This window comes from Spirosoma gilvum (genome assembly GCF_054776815.1).
In genome coordinates, this window is the sequence record NZ_BAAHBH010000005.1 from 84,248 (window position 1) to 98,976 (window position 14,729).

Here is a 14,729-nt window from a genome sequence, read left to right on the forward strand (position 1 = left end):
TTCATGAAAACAATCGCCCTCTTGCTGGCCCCGCTGCTTCTGGGGTTTCTGTATCCAACTAAACTGCTCAAACGTCATTCTGATCTGCCCACGCCCCCATCCAAAGCGGCTAAACTCATGACGGGTGCCGATCAGGTGTCGGCCTACCTACCCTATCTCAAAGGCAAGCGCATCGGTATGGTCGTGAATCAGACATCCATTATCGGCAATAAACCCAGTGTCGATAGCCTGCTGAGTCTGGGTGTCAATATCGTTCGCGTTTTTGGTCCGGAACATGGCTTTCGGGGTAATGCCAGCAACGGTGCCAAAGTCGATGATGCCGTCGATTCAAAAACCGGTATTCCAATTATTTCGCTGTACGGCAAAAACAAGAAACCTTCGCAGGAGCAACTGGCCGACATTGACCTAATGATTTTCGACATTCAGGACGTTGGCTGTCGGTTCTATACCTATATCAACACGCTCAACCATGTGATGGAAGCCTGCGCCGAGCACAACAAGGAGCTGATGATTCTGGACCGGCCCAATCCCAACGGCTTCATTATCGACGGACCTATTCTGGAGAAACACTTGTATTCGGGTATTGGTATGCATCCTATCCCCATTACGCATGGCTGCACCATTGCCGAATTTGCGCAAATGATCAATGGTGAAGGCTGGGGCGGATTACCGGGTAAAAACCTATGCAAACTCAAGATTATCAAGGTCGCCAATTATACGCACGACACCCCGTATACGTTACCGATATTCCCCTCGCCTAACCTGAATACACAACAGTCGATTATGCTTTATCCAAGCATCTGTTGGTTCGAAGGAACGATCATCAGCCAAGGACGAGGGACCTATATGCCATTCACGGTATTGGGAGCGCCTGCCCTGAAAGGTATTTATCCGTTCTCGTTTAAACCCGTCAGCCTCAAAGGCATGAGCGAAACGCCTTTGCATCAGGATACCGAATGCTATGGCCTGGATCTTCGGAACTACGACACCAACATTTTCCGAAAGACCCGGCAACTCAACCTCCAGTGGCTGATAGAGTTATATAAAGCGTATCCCAACAAAGCCCAGTTCTTCGATACAAAATACAGTAACCAAATTGGCAATTTCAATTTCCGCAGCGGCAACGAAGCGCTCCAAAAGCAAATTATAGCCGGTGTCTCCGAAAAAGAAATCCGCAAAAGCTGGGAGCCGGGTCTATCAGCTTATAAGCAGATGCGAAAAAAATATTTGATTTATCCTTAGAAGCGAATTGGCTAAGAGCCGTGCCACGATTACTATGATTGAACAGATGAACCGTGGCACGGCTCTTAGCCAAACTCTTTTGTCTTCCACTGTTGCCACGTTCTTAAGCGTTTACTCGTATGCATAATATGTAGGTAAACTAGTCTCTAAGAATGTATCAACGAATCCTCTCCGTAATAGGTGTACTGCTAACCTTTGTTTTAATTTCCCTTTCCTGTAAGACACCCGAAGTAGAAACCAAGACCCCAATTATCACGACTCTCGATTGTTCGGCAGCCACATTTTCGGCCACAGCCACAAGTGGAGCCTCATATACCGGAAAAGCCACGTTGCCCTATACCGGCGGCAATGGAATGGCGTATACCGAAGGAACGGCGGTTACTTCGTCGGGGGTAACGGGCTTAACGGCAACCTTATCGGCAGGCGTCCTGTCCAGTGGAAATGGTACAGCCAGCTTCGCTATTACCGGCACACCCGCATCGGCAGGAACGGCCAGTTTTTCCATAAGCTTAGGGGGACAATCCTGTACACTGGCGCTGCCCGTAGCCGTTTCGAAGGCCAGTATATCAACCTTAGTCTGCACAAGTGCTCCTGCCAGCGCAACGGTCGGCATTCCCTATTCGGGTTCCGCAACCATGACGTATACTGGTGGAAATGGAGGGACCTATGATGTGTCGACGGCCATGTCGACGGGCGTTGAAGGGCTAACCGCAACCCTGACCGCTGGTACCTTAGCCAATGGAGCCGGAACACTCATGTATACCATTTCGGGAACACCTACCTCATCGGGAACGGCCACCTTTACTATGAGCCTGGGTGGTCAAAGCTGCACGGTTACCATAACCGTTGCTGCCTTGGGAACGGCCACAGCCGCCAAAGATACCGTTGTGATTGTCTACTCGGGCACCAGTGCCAGCGTCAGCAATGCCTTTCAGGATGCAGGAGTAAGCGTAGCGGTCAGTGGCGCCGATGTAACTGTAAAATCGACCAATACGTCCAAAGAAATTGTCTATTCATTATCAGGCATTTCTACCAAAGGCAGCTTCAAGATTTATAGCGATTATAAGTATAACATCACGCTAAAAGGGCTAACCCTGACCAATAGCAGTGGCCCGGCCATCAATAGTCAGTCAAGCAAGAAAGGCACTATCCATGTGGTCAGTGGAACGACCAATACACTGGTCGATGGAGCTACCTACGCCACAAGCACGGAAGACCAGAAGGGTACGTTCTTTAGCGAGGGACAGCTCAGCTTTATGGGCACCGGAACGCTCAACGTAACCGGCTATAATAAGCATGGTATTGTGTCCGACGATTATATCTATGTGAGTGAAGCAACGATCAACATAAAATCGGCCGCCAAAGACGGCATCCACGCCAAGGATTATTTTACGATGGATAGTGGAACCGTAACGGTTACATCATCGAGCGATGGGATCGAAGCCGAAGAAGGTTATATATCCATAAACGGAGGTACGCTTACGGTAACTAGCGTGGATGATGGTATAACGGCATCCTATGAAGGTACAGACGCTTCCATCACGCCCTATGTTTCACTCAAAGGGGGAGCCATAACCGTAACGACCACCGGCGACAAAGGAAATGCGATCAAGAGTGAAGGAGCTACCACCATCAGCACGGCGAATGTCATAACCCTGGCTGTCAGTGGCAAGGGAGCCAAAGGTATCAAAACATCGGGCGACTTCACCCTGGCGGCCGGTACCGTAAAGATCACGACGTCGGGCTCGGCCTACTACGTGACGGCCGATGCAGATATTGCGGCCCCAGCGGGTATCAATTGCGATAAAAACCTAGCCATTAAAGGCGGCAATTTAACCATCACGAGCACAGGAGCTGGTGGTAAAGGCATCAGCGTTGATGGCACAGCTACGGTCAGTGGCGGAACTATTAATATTTCGGCTACAGGAGCCAAGTACACCTATTCGAGTGCGCTCACCAGCGAAGCCAAAGGGTTTAAAAGTGATGGTGATTTTACGATGACCAATGGCGACCTAACCATTGCGGCTACGGACGATGGCCTAAAGTCAGAGAAATCGATCACGATAAATGATGGCACCGTCACGGTCACAAAATCATATGAGGGACTGGAAGCCCCAACCATTACCATTGCCGGTGGCGTTTCGAATATAACCGCTACCAACGATGGTGTTAATACCTCGCTCGGAACCGTTTCGGGTGGCACCGAATCCAACGACGGCAGTAATTTATTCATCAAAGGAGGGGTACTCATCGTAACAGGAAGCGATGCCATAGACAGCAACGGCAATATCACAATCACGGGCGGAATCACCATCGTCTGCGGCCCCACCAATCAGCCCGAAGAAGGCATTGATTATAACGGGTCCTTACTGGTGAACGGCGGAACGTTAATTGCGGCCGGCTCCAATGCGAATATGACCAAGGCCATGACAGCTACTTCCACGCAGGTCGGCATGTATATCAAATCGAGTGCCCAATTGGCGGCCACGTCGGTATTACACATCGAGAATGCTTCGGGTACGGAGCTGGTCACGTTTAAACCTAAAAATGCGGTTTATTATTTTCATTTCTCTGTGCCAAGTCTGGCCAAAAACACCCAATATAAAATCTACTTCGGCGGAAGCTATACTGGCGGAAGTTTTGTGGGTGGCTCGTCAGGATGGGGATTATACACGGGTGGTACCTATTCCAATTCGGGCGCAACGCTAAAATCAACGACGACGACCTCATCCAGCAGTACCGTAAATACCATAACATTCTAAGCCTGATAGGATTTGCCGGATGAACAGGATTCGACCGCTTTGGTAAAAATCCTGTTCATCCGGCAAATCCTGTCAGAAAAATTAGTGGTTCACCAGTTTCATTGCTCCTTCACCATATCGCTCACCCGTGTTCGGATAACGGGCCACCAACTCGTCGATTGCCGTCAACTCATCGACCGATAAAGTTATATCGACAGCGGCAGCATTCTCTTTCAGATAGTTACGCTTTTTAGTACCCGGAATCGGAATCATATCGTCGCCCTGCGCCAGTACCCAAGCTAGTGCTAGTTGGGCCGGTGTTGCACCTTTTTGCTGGGCTAAAGCGCCAAAAGCCTGTGCCAGCGACTGATTATTTTCCCAGTTTTCGCCCTGATAGCGAGGGAGTGTTCGGCGGAAATCATCAGCCGATAATTCATTGGCTCCCACAGTGTTGGTTACGAGGCCACGTGCCAGTGGTGAATAGGGAACCAGCGTAATACCCAACTCACGTACGGTATGCAAAATTTCTCCCTCTACATCCCGCGTCATGACTGAATATTCACTCTGGAGAGCTGCAATCGGGTGAACGGCATGAGCTTTCCGGATCGAAGAAGCCGACGCTTCACTCAGGCCCAGATAGCGAACTTTCCCAGCTTTTACTAACTCAGCCATAGCGCCTACCATCTCCTCCACCGGGACGTTGGGATCAATCCGATGGGCATAGTACAAGTCGATGGTGTCTATTTTCAGGCGTTGCAGACTCTTATCCACAGCTGTTTTCAGCCATTCGGGTGAGCCGTCGAAATACGTACCGGGCGAGCTACTGGAACCAGCCACTCCATTTCGGAAACGGAACCCAAATTTGGTTGCAATAAATACCTTATCTCGATTCGGGACCAATACTCGTGAAATCAGTTCTTCATTCTGGCCGTTGGCGTACATATCGGCCGTATCCCAGAAATTAATGCCCAGATCAAGCGCTTTGTGCAAGGTGGCAATACTCTCGGCATCATCGGTAGGTCCGTAGGCAAAGCTCATACCCATACAGCCCAGCCCAATGGCCGATACCTGTTCTCCTGTGTTTCCTAAGCTTCTGTAGTTCATAACCTGTCGTTTTTTTGATACAAAAGTAGAGCGCACAGCCCGGAGTGGGCTTATAGGATTCACACAGATGCTTATAAAAATCAAACAGCTACATGACGAGCTTCGCCAGGGGTAATCCCAGTATGCCGCTTAAAGAAAATGTTAAAATAGGTAGGATACTCGAACCCGAGGCTGTAGGCAATTTCGGCGATGTTCCAATCTGTATGCATAAGCAAGGCTCTGGCTTCCTTCACAATCCGGGCCGATATATGCTCGGTGGTCGTTTTACCGGTTATCTCTTTCACTGATCGGTTCAGGTGATTGACATGGACCGACAAACTCGCAGCATAATCGGTGGCTGTTTTTAGAGTAAGCGCATTTTCGGGTGTATCGATTGGAAACTGCCGCTCCAGCAATTGAATAAACAACGACGTAATCCGGGAAGAGGCACTGACCTGTTTTTCAAAACTTTCGGCTGGCTGCATCTTCATAGCTTCGTGAATTATCAAGTGCAGGTAATTGCGAAGCAGGTCATATTTATGCATGTAGGCTGAGTCTATTTCGGCTATCATTTTCTGAAAAATGCCCGATACGTCCTGTAGTTGGCGCTCATTGATAAAGAACACCGGATCGCCACCTATTTTAAACAAGGGCGACTCCGACAGCGATTCATTGCGCTCATACGGTTGCACAAACGACTCCGTAAACAGACAAAACCACCCCTCCTGCTCCGCTGAAGTGGCTTCCCAGGCATAGGGAATCACAGGATTGGAAAAAAGCAGCGCCGGGCGGTCGATATGAATCCATTTATTGGCATAGTACAGCTTTCCAGTGCCTATAATGAGTGATACCTTATAAAAATCCCGGCGAACATACGGCGTTTTCTGAAAGCAGGATGCACGGGTAAAGACATTAAAATGCCCCGCCCCGGCATTATTGATTGGAAGCCTGCCAAGGTTTGCTTGCGGTACCCGACGATAAAATTCGTGAAGATTCTCAGCCTCATTCATTGAACAAAGCTATAAAATTCAAATAAAAGATGCTTGTTCTATTCTCTGCTCGTCCGCGATATAATCGCGGACGAGCCACCAAACGAGCAGCCAATTTCTCCATCGGAAACCAATTTCAGCGAATCCGGTGTTGAACCTTTATTGGATAATTTTACAGGTAAGTTAAATCGGAGGGCTTTGAACCCTCGCAGATACGCAAATGAGCAAACACGGACGCATTCTGGTCGCCATGAGTGGCGGCATTGATTCTTCACTGGCATCGGTACTGCTGCACGAAGAAGGATACGAGGTTATCGGCATGACCATGAAAACCTGGGATTATGCCTCCTCGGGCGGATCAAAAAAAGAAACCGGCTGTTGCAGCCTCGACAGCATCAATGATGCCCGCAACATCGCCGTCAGCCTGGGTTTCCCGCACTACATTCTCGACATCCGCGACGAATTTGGGGATTATGTCATCGACCATTTCACGGGCGAATACCTGGAAGGGCGCACGCCAAACCCCTGCGTACTTTGTAATACGCACATTAAATGGGATGCCCTGCTCCGCCGGGCCGATCGGCTCGATTGTGAGTTTATTGCCACTGGGCACTACGCTAATATCCGACAAGAGAACGATCGGCACATCATCTCGAAAGGGATTGATAATCTGAAAGATCAGTCGTATGTGTTGTGGGGTGTATCGCAGGAAAGCCTGAGCCGAACAAAGCTACCACTGGGTCATCTGCGTAAATCCGAAATTCGGGAGATGGCCAAAGAACGGGGATTTATCGAACTGGTCACCAAATCGGAATCCTACGAAATCTGCTTCGTACCCGACAATGATTACAGGGGTTTTCTGAAGCGACGCATGCCGGGTCTGGAAGCCGAAGTCGCCGGTGGTAACTTCGTGATGGAAGGTACTGGCAAAGTTCTGGGTAAACACCAGGGTTATCCATTCTATACGATTGGGCAACGCAAAGGGCTCGGCATGGCATTTGGGCAACCGATGTTCGTGACCGAAATTCGTAAAGATACCAACGAGGTGGTGCTGGGCGTCGATAAAGATTTGCTGCGCGATGGTATGATTGTGAGCAAATTGAATCTGCAAAAGTACGATCGGATTGCCGAGCCGCTCGAAACGGTTACGAAGGTACGTTATAAAGATTCCGGTACATCCGCAACTATTTCGCAAACATCCGACGACCGAATTGAGGTACTTTTCAACGAAGGCGTTTCGGCCATTGCGCCCGGTCAGGCAGCCGTTTTCTATGAAGGCGACGACGTCGTTGGTGGTGGCTGGATCATGAAAAGCTTCCGCCAGTCGGATACTTTATAAATTTTGTTTAAACACACCGGGCCGCCGGAGCGGAGGCACAGGGAGCACAGAGTTTTTATTTACCTCCGTGTACTCTGTGTCTCTGTGTTTAATTTAATCCTGTTTTTACCTTGAAGCAGGTTGTTTATATTCGTGCTGCCAAAACCACCAAGTTATGCCTAAACTCGTCCTGACGCTTTTACTGGTTCTTAGCGTTTTCTCTTCGCTGGTAGCCCAATCACAATCAACCCCTACTCCACCTAAAGGCCATCCAAGCCCGAGTGGTCCCGGCTGGAAGCACCTCTTTGGGCCTGATCTTTCGGAAGCCGTTTTTCCAAAGGGCGTCTGGTATCGGGACGATGAAGGTGCGTTGACCGCAACAGCCGACAAAACTATCTGGACAGCTATTCCCTACGACGATTTCGTGCTGGATCTGTTCTTCAGAACGGCCGACGGCACCAATAGCGGTGTAGTGGTCCATGCCAGCGATACCACCAACTGGATTCCGAATTCGGTAGAGATTCAAATTGCCGATGATTATGCCAAACAATGGGCCGATTCGCCCAAAACCTGGCAATGTGGCGCTTTCTTTGGTCATCAGGCTGCCATAAAGCAAAAAGTCGTGAAACAGCCGGGCGAGTGGAACCGGTACACCATCACCTGCCAGGGCAAAATGATTTATGTGGTGTTGAACAATGAACTGGTCAATACCATCGACCTCACGAAATTTACGTCGGCCAAAACCAATCCCGATGGATCGCCCGTACCTGAATGGCTCAACAAGCCTGCTGCCGATCTGCCACTACGTGGCTATATAGGTTTGCAGGGAAAACATGCCGGAGCACCCATCTATTTCCGCAATCTGAAGATCAAAACACTGTAAAGTGATGGTATGGTGTTCCAGGCGAACCCAGGCAGGCTCTGTTTATGTTGCATAGCTATGATGCCTACCGAACCACAGACCCGCTTTAGCCATACCTTACCCGAACTCCGTTTCTCATTAAGCCTGCTGTATGTGGGCCGATTTCTGCTGAGCATGCACAACGTTTCCTCAACCGACGAGGAGCGGGTACAGGCATTCGATGAGCATATCGAGACGGTAACGGATGAGTTGGTCGCTACTGAACTATTGCATGAAGCCGCCGTGTTGGCTGGCGATATTTTACCAAACACCTCCTCAGAGAATCCAGTTTAAGCAGCAATCCCCGTTCTTTGCGCTTTCGTGGTTTTGCTGATCTCAATTTCTTATGCCCAACGTTCCGTTTGCCGCCCTGTTTGATATGGACGGTGTTTTAGTCGATAATGCCGATTTCCACCTGAATGCCTGGTTGCAGTTTGCCCAACATCACGGTCTTTCACTCACCCGCGACCAGTATATGGACCACATCAATGGGCATGTTTCCGCCGATTCACTGGCTTATGTGTTCCAGCGCCCGGTTACGCCCGGCGAGGTGATCGTTCTGACCGAAGAAAAAGAAGCGATTTATCGGGAACTGTACCGTCCGCACCTCCAGCCTACGCCGGGGCTGATCGCCTTTTTAAATGCATTAAAAGCTGCCGGTGTTCGTATGGCCGTTGGAACGTCGGCACCGGAAAGCAATGTAGGATTTACCCTAGACGGATTACCCCTTCGCCCCTATTTTGATGCCATTGTCGACGCCAGCATGATTCATAAGGGCAAACCAGACCCCGAAATTTATCTTACAGCCGCCCAGCGAGTAGGTGTCGAACCCGCCCGTTGTGTGGTATTTGAAGATGCCTTTGCCGGTATCGAGGCCGGACTTCGAGCTGGTATGAAAGTCATTGCGCTGGCAACCACACACACCCGTGCCGAATTAGCTGACAAAGGGGCGGCACTGATCATTGACAATTTTACCCAACTGACGGTAGCGCAGGTACAGGAGTTAATTGGTTGACTTTCTACGTTCTGTGTCCTCACAGAACGTGGGGTATGCTCAATCTGAAAAACAACAGACCTTATTTACTGCGGTTTTACCAAACGCTCTTTTGTGGTATCGGTCAACTGGCGGAGGGCGGTTAATTTATCGGAAGCCAGTTTGCTCCGGTTTAGCCAGCCGTCAAACAAATCGAAACTCCAGCCATATACTTTGGCTGGATGTTTGGCCAAATAACCATTTAGTTGCTCCATAGCCTGGGTTCCGGTTTGTTCGTTTTTCAAAACGCTCAGGCAGGTGGTCAGGTATTCCTTCAGGATTTCGTACCCATCGCGTATCTGCCCGGCTGGCAGGTTGTTTAAGGCCCGCCGTGCCCGGTCGTACTGGCCTGTCAATAGACTCAATTCAACGATCGTCAGGCGGGTTCCAGGGTCTGGGTAGGTTAGTTTTTCGTAGGCCCGAATAGCCCGGCAAAAACTGGAATCTGCCTCGATCAGCTTATTTTTCTGAGCCAGATACCGGCCACTTTCGGTATACACAACGCCACTTAAAGGCGTCAGATCATTCATCGGCAGAAAGCGTTCGGCCTGACGTATGGCTTTAAACGCACCCTCCTGCTGGCCCGTTACACCAAGAATAGCAGCTTTCTGCTGCCAGTATGTTGCCAGGTTTCGGTTGGTAGCCGTTGTATCCACGAATTTATCCTTACGAAGTAGCGGAGCAAACTCAATGGCTTTATCGTAATCGGCCAGCGCATCGGCGTATTCTTTCCGAAAAAAGTGCATACTAGCCCGATGCGCGTATGGGAGGGCAAGAATCGTATCTGGAGCATAGTCGATAGCCTTCTGGAGATCAGCCATTGCATCTGACCAGTCGCGTGTTCTGGCCTTCTGATTAGCCATTTGTTGATAAGCCATAGTCACTCGGCGATTCGGTTTGCGTAAGCCTTCCCATGGCAATAATCCAGCCTCAACAAAAGCAACCCGCAGGGCTTCCTTATCATGAAAACCCTGATTCAGGGATTCGGGAAGGCGGTTTTCCCATAGCGAAACGGTGCTCAGCCTGGGAGCGTCCAGTATACCAACCGGTAGTTCCGTCAATCGATTCTGATGCAGATTCAGCGCTCCCCAACTGACATCTTTCCAGGAGATCGTGGGCAGCTGGCTAATATTGCATTCGGGAAGGCTAAGCATATATAGTTTTTTCAGCCGGGCTAGTTTTGTAAACGCATCATCGGCGTCCAGTTGCGGTTGACGTTCAATAGCGACATCCCACAAATTGGTACAATAGATCAGGCTATCGGGCAGTTGCCGTAACCCTCCTGTTGCCCCTTCGACAATCTTTTCTTTCCCCGTGATTCGCAGACTATGAAGTTTCGACAAGCGACCGATGGAATTGGGTAGACCTTCCAGTCTGTTTCGATCCAGCGAAAGATTGAGCAAGTCCTGCCAGCGGCCAATGCTGTTTGGCAAGGCAATTAACTCGTTATTGCTGAGCATTACCTGCTGAAGTTTGGTTAAAGCGCCAATATTGTCCGGCAGGAGCCGTAGCTGGGTACCCATGATCGTAAGCGACTCCAGGTTCTGTAATTCACAAATCGACGAGGGCAGCTCGGTAATCGGGTTAGTATTTATGGTCAGTCGAATCAGTTTCCTGAGTCCGCCAATCGTAGCGGGCAGCGCAGTCAGTTCATTGGTGCCAATGGTCAAATCGGTCAGATTACGGAGTTGTCCCAATTTTTCGGGCAGGCTTTTCAAGCGATTAGTACCAATCGATAAGTCCTGTAGCGAATCCAACTGCCCAATACTAGTTGGTAGCTCCCGCAACTGGTTATTTTGTAGGGAAAGCCGATGAAGCTTTCGGAGCTTACCCAGGTCGTCGGGCAGCCGTTCCAATTGGTTATTATCCAGGATCAGTGTTCGCAGGGATGCCAACCGATTCAGCGAGCCAGGCAATTGTGTCAACTTATTTCGAGCTACTTCCAGGGTAGTCAACTGCGTCAGTTGGCTAATTGCGTCGGGCAACGTCGTTAGCTGGTTTGCGTTAGCATCCAGTCGGCGTAACGAACGCATCCGCCCGAGATCAGGCAATCGACCAAGCTTATTTCCAGACAGGTGCAACTCCTCAAGGGCGGTCAATTGGCTAATACCAGCAGGAAGCGAATCCAATCCACAATAACTCACATCCAGCTTTTTCAACTGACGCAACGAGCCGATGGATGCAGGCAGTCGATCCAGTTTCAGATTCTCAACGTGCAACTCCGTTAGCTGATTCAACTGACCAAGACAGTCCGGAATGTTCATCAGTGTTCCTCTCCCCGAAACCCGTAGCGACTGCAAGCGAGCCAACGTACATATCCCCGACAGATCAACTGGTTGGTTCACCTGAAGAGTGAGTCGTTCCAGAGCAGGCAGGTTGGCAAAATCACTGGTATTGATTGTCAGCTCCGAATTATTGACCAGGTAAAATTCGTTCAGCTTCGTTAGTCTGTTCAAACTCAATCTCCGTATCGAACGGATATTATCCAGGGTCAGTACATTCAGGCTGGTGAGTCCATTGATCGTTTGCTGAAACGTAGTGGAATCGACCTTGACAACAGCCAATGACAACTCTCGCAATTGCGTTAAGCGGCTGAACAGTTCCGGTTTGATTACCCAGTTTTGCCCACTAAGCCTCAATTGCTCAAGCTGGTGTAACTTACTCAGATCAAGCAACATAGGCTCCATTGATGGAACACTGGTCTGATCAAGAAAAAGGCTTTTCAGACCAGACATTTTTTCGATTGCCTGCTGCCACAATCGATAATCGCCATTGAGCCGAATGTCGGTCAGTTTAGGAAACTGTTGAATCCTGTCCGGCACAACTACCAGTCGGGCCGTTTCTGTTTTAATGCCGGGCGCTACATACCCAAAAACCACCAGACGCTCCAGGGCCGACCAGTTCTGAATAGCCTGAAAAAGTGAGTCTGTTTGCCCGGCCGTCAAGCCATTCAGGCTTAACACACGCACCGATTTCAACTGGCTTAAAGCGCTAAGATTCCCCTGTTCGCAGACCGCTCTATTAATACTTAACGACTCTATTTTTTTTCCCTGTTTTGCTTGTTGAAGCAATTGATTGAAGTTTTCATAGCTGTAGGCATCTGGTTTGGGCGAATAACTGGATGGAAAGTCAGAGTTGACTGGCTTGTAAACAGGATGCCAGAATGGCAATCGGTCGAGTTCTGACCAAGGTTTCAATGCCGGTTGAGCGACGCTTTCCGTAATCCAGATCAGAAGTAGGCTAATCGCTTTGAACCACCCGAGTTGCCGCTTGAGCCGCATATTTTGTGTATTTTTGCAAGTGTGTCTGTAATGGTCGCCTGAATATACAGAATAATGGATAATGGATAATGAACAATGGATTGTGTGATCCTTCATCCATTATTCATTATCCAGTTTACATTATCCATTATCCGGTTTACATAAATGTCTTTTATCCCTGCCCGTGAGGGCTTTTTCTTTCCAGCCGAATGGCATCCACACGTAGCCACCTGGCTAAGCTGGCCACATACCGAAGCCTCCTGGACCAGGGAGCGTCAGGAGTTGATGTTCCCTGCTTATATCGACTTTATTAAAGCTATTGCCGAAAGTGAGCAGGTATGCATAAACGCCCATAATGACATCGTCATTCAGGCGGCAAAACTACGTTTATTGGCCGCTGGTGCCGATATGAGCCGGATTACGCTCCTGCCCCACCCCACCAACGATTCCTGGTGCCGCGATCATGGCCCGGCATTTTTGATCAACCCGGCAAAAAAAGAACGAATGATTGTCAACTGGGGGTATAACGCCTGGGGTGGAAAATATCCTCCGTATGATCGTGACGACCTGATTCCAGTTGAAATTGCCCATTATCGGGGGTTGGAATACGTAACGCCGGGCATCATCATGGAAGGCGGTTCGGTAGAATTCAACGGAGCCGGAACGGTGCTGACCAGCCGGGCCTGTCTGCTCAATCAGAATCGAAACAGCCACCTGACACAGGCCCAGATCGAACAGTACCTATGCGATTATTACGGAGTTCAGCAGGTGCTTTGGGTTGAAGAAGGTATTGTGGGCGACGATACCGACGGACATATCGACGACACCGTCCGCTTTGTCAACGAAGACACCGTGATTGCGGCTTATGAACCGAATCAGCAGGACGACAACTATCCGTTTTTGCAGGAGATTCACCACGAACTCAAACAAATGCGACTGCTCAATGGAAAGCAACTGAACATTGTTGAGCTACCCATGCCCGACCCGGTCGTCAGCGACGGGTTGCGACTACCCGCATCGTACGCCAATTTCCTGATTACCAACGGGGCAGTCATCGTACCGACGTTCCGGTGCAACAAAGACCAGCAGGCTTTAGATATTATCGGCTCCTGTTTCCCAGATCGGAAAATTATTGGAATCGATTCAACCGACATTGTTTGGGGGCTAGGCAGTTTCCACTGTCTAAGCCAGCAGGAACCAGTTGTCTGAACCAGGATTGAACTGATTAAACTGATTTTTATGATTTTGTTTTTATGGAATAAAATCCTGTAAATCAACCCATTTACTAGTTCTGATTAGGACATAAATGCCCACTTATCAAAAACTTATCTATTCGATTACCGAATATGTAATGAATGTCTTTAACAAAATCATAAGAATCAGTTTAATCAGCGGAATCCTGGTTCAGACAATGGGTTGTGCTCGTCAACCGGCACTTACCGCTGAACTGGTTCCTCGCTCGCTGAAGGCAATCAACCTGGAAGAAACCCTTACCCGACGTGACGAACTGATGATGGCGTATTCGCTGACGAGTTTCGATGCTCAGAATAAAGCCGTTGCGGTTGTCAATGGGGGTTGGGGTGTTGTGCCGGTTCAAAAGGATCAGCAACTCGATCTGCAAAAGGCGGGCACGGAATCATCCAGTCAGGCCAAACCAATCAGTCTGACTTTTCCCCGCAACGGCCGGATTGTGGCTTCGCTCGTATTGATCGAAGTCGATGACTACACTCACGCTCGCGAAACGATGGCCAAAATCCAGAAAATCCATAACGTGGTGGCCATTCCTGTTGGCTTGCTCATTACTGCCACGGAAGTATTGACCCCGCTCAAATATGTATCGGCCGGTCTGATTGCTTCGGGAGTCGGCTTGCAATTGATGGATAAACTCGACGAAGATGATTTGCTGGGGCAAAGCAGTGTAGAACTTCGGGAAGCCGATCTCCGGAAATCGAGCCAGCGCCTTGTCCATGTACCCGCTCAATTTACAGGGCGGCACCTGAAGGATGCGTTCGACTACCGACTGGAGTACGATGTGTTGCTCAAAACCGTTAAAATTCAGCCCGTTCGCCAATAACCTTCCTACCGAATCGTTCCTTTAGCTGGAACGAATGTTTTTACGATCAGAACTGTTTTACTTCTACGTCTCCAATTATTCGAATCGA

11 protein-coding genes are annotated in these 14,729 nt (G+C 49.4%); 8 read left to right on the forward strand and 3 right to left on the reverse strand.

From position 1 onward, the window contains the following. The first annotated feature begins 3 nt into the window (after positions 1-3). Complete coding sequence (locus ACYVFD_RS14480) at positions 4-1,242, forward strand: exo-beta-N-acetylmuramidase NamZ family protein (RefSeq protein ID WP_461090890.1); 1,239 nt, start codon at positions 4-6, stop codon at positions 1,240-1,242. 152 nt (positions 1,243-1,394) lie between these two features. Further along, positions 1,395-4,004: a carbohydrate-binding domain-containing protein gene (locus ACYVFD_RS14485; RefSeq protein WP_461090891.1), complete on the forward strand. Its 2,610-nt coding sequence runs from the start codon at positions 1,395-1,397 to the stop codon at positions 4,002-4,004. Positions 4,005-4,085: 81 nt separating this feature from the next. Here the strand turns inward: ACYVFD_RS14485 and ACYVFD_RS14490 are convergent, their stop codons facing one another. Further along, complete coding sequence (locus ACYVFD_RS14490) at positions 4,086-5,087, reverse strand: aldo/keto reductase (protein WP_461090892.1); 1,002 nt, start codon at positions 5,085-5,087, stop codon at positions 4,086-4,088. An 80-nt stretch (positions 5,088-5,167) separates the two neighbouring features. Beyond that, positions 5,168-6,076: a helix-turn-helix domain-containing protein gene (locus ACYVFD_RS14495; RefSeq protein WP_461090893.1), complete on the reverse strand. Its 909-nt coding sequence runs from the start codon at positions 6,074-6,076 to the stop codon at positions 5,168-5,170. Positions 6,077-6,275: 199 nt separating this feature from the next. On the opposite strand from ACYVFD_RS14495, the gene mnmA reads away from it, so the two are divergent. From mnmA to ACYVFD_RS14515, 4 genes are all read left to right on the forward strand, one after another. Further along, a complete protein-coding gene (gene mnmA, locus ACYVFD_RS14500; RefSeq protein WP_461090894.1) occupies positions 6,276-7,394 on the forward strand; it encodes a tRNA 2-thiouridine(34) synthase MnmA in 1,119 nt (372 codons plus the stop codon). A 154-nt stretch (positions 7,395-7,548) separates the two neighbouring features. Beyond that, a complete protein-coding gene (locus ACYVFD_RS14505; protein ID WP_461090895.1) occupies positions 7,549-8,256 on the forward strand; it encodes a 3-keto-disaccharide hydrolase in 708 nt (235 codons plus the stop codon). 57 nt (positions 8,257-8,313) lie between these two features. Further along, positions 8,314-8,568, forward strand: coding sequence for a hypothetical protein (locus ACYVFD_RS14510; protein ID WP_461090896.1), 255 nt, complete (start codon positions 8,314-8,316; stop codon positions 8,566-8,568). A gap of 52 nt (positions 8,569-8,620) precedes the next feature. Next, positions 8,621-9,289, forward strand: a complete 669-nt coding sequence (locus ACYVFD_RS14515) for an HAD family hydrolase (RefSeq protein WP_461090897.1) — start codon at positions 8,621-8,623, stop codon at positions 9,287-9,289. Between the two features lie 65 nt (positions 9,290-9,354). Here ACYVFD_RS14515 and ACYVFD_RS14520 read toward each other — a convergent pair whose 3' ends face one another. After that, positions 9,355-12,588 carry a leucine-rich repeat domain-containing protein gene (locus ACYVFD_RS14520; protein WP_461090898.1) on the reverse strand — a complete coding sequence of 1,078 codons (3,234 nt, stop codon included), beginning with the start codon at positions 12,586-12,588 and terminating at the stop codon, positions 9,355-9,357. Between the two features lie 144 nt (positions 12,589-12,732). Here ACYVFD_RS14520 and ACYVFD_RS14525 point away from each other — a divergent pair, with 144 nt between their 5' ends. Beyond that, on the forward strand, positions 12,733-13,776 hold the full coding sequence (locus tag ACYVFD_RS14525; RefSeq protein WP_461090899.1) for an agmatine deiminase family protein: 1,044 nt from the start codon (positions 12,733-12,735) through the stop codon (positions 13,774-13,776). A gap of 142 nt (positions 13,777-13,918) precedes the next feature. Further along, positions 13,919-14,641: a hypothetical protein gene (locus ACYVFD_RS14530; protein WP_461090900.1), complete on the forward strand. Its 723-nt coding sequence runs from the start codon at positions 13,919-13,921 to the stop codon at positions 14,639-14,641. Positions 14,642-14,729: the final 88 nt, after the last annotated feature.